Origin of the sequence: Paenibacillus jamilae, assembly GCF_050482105.1 — a bacterium.
GTDB classification, from domain to species: Bacteria; Bacillota; Bacilli; order Paenibacillales; family Paenibacillaceae; genus Paenibacillus; species Paenibacillus jamilae_B.
Genome location: NZ_JBCNHI010000036.1, coordinates 1 through 835, shown reverse-complemented (window position 1 = coordinate 835; position 835 = coordinate 1). Strand labels below are relative to the sequence as shown.

General features: G+C 55.3%; 1 protein-coding gene. It reads left to right on the top strand.

Features of this window, described 5'->3' with window-relative positions:
* On the top strand, window positions 1–835 hold an 835-nt coding region (locus tag ABEW32_RS25310; RefSeq protein ID WP_430192923.1), incomplete at both ends, for an AMP-binding protein.

Below are 835 nucleotides of genomic sequence, written 5' to 3'. Positions count from 1 at the left end.
GTATCGGAGGTTGCAGCTGTTGAAGAAGGAGCACTGTTCCATGCCTATGTAGAAGAACAAGCGCAGCTCGTGCCGGATCATATGGCAGTGGTGTACGAGGAGCAGCAGCTTACGTACCGCGAACTGAACGAACGTGCCAACCAATTGGCGCGTAGATTGCGAAAGGAAGGCATTGCACGCGAGTCGATTGTCGGCATTCTGAGTGAACGCTCGGTAGACATGCTGGTCGGTGTATTAGCAGTGTGGAAGGCCGGAGGCGCCTATGTGCCACTGGATGCAGACTATCCATCCGAACGGATTCGCTTTATGCTCGAGGACAGCGGCGCGACGGTGCTGTTAACGCAAACCAGTTTGCAGGAGCGAGCACAAGCATGGCTCGAAGAAAGCCGACAGGCCTTGGTTGGAGGACCGACGGAGGGCGAACTGGAAACAGCGGCTGGTGCTGAAACGATAGAAAGAGATAACCGGAATGAAGGTTTGAGCTTGAAAGCAGATTCGAAGTCTGATAGCGAAGCAGTAGCAGTGCTGCGTCTGCGTACTGTACTGGCGCTGGACGATGAGTCACTGTACACCGGAGATACGACAGACGTCGATCACATCAACGAGCCGCACGATCTGGCGTATGTTATCTACACGTCCGGGACAACGGGACGTCCGAAGGGCGTCATGATCGAGCATCGCAGCTTGGTCAATACAGCTGCGGCGTATCGCCGGGATTACCGTCTGAACCAGTTCCCGGTACGTTTGCTGCAACTGGCCAGCTTCTCCTTCGACGTGTTCGTCGGCGATATTGCACGGACGCTCTATAACGGCGGCACGATGGTCATCTATCCGA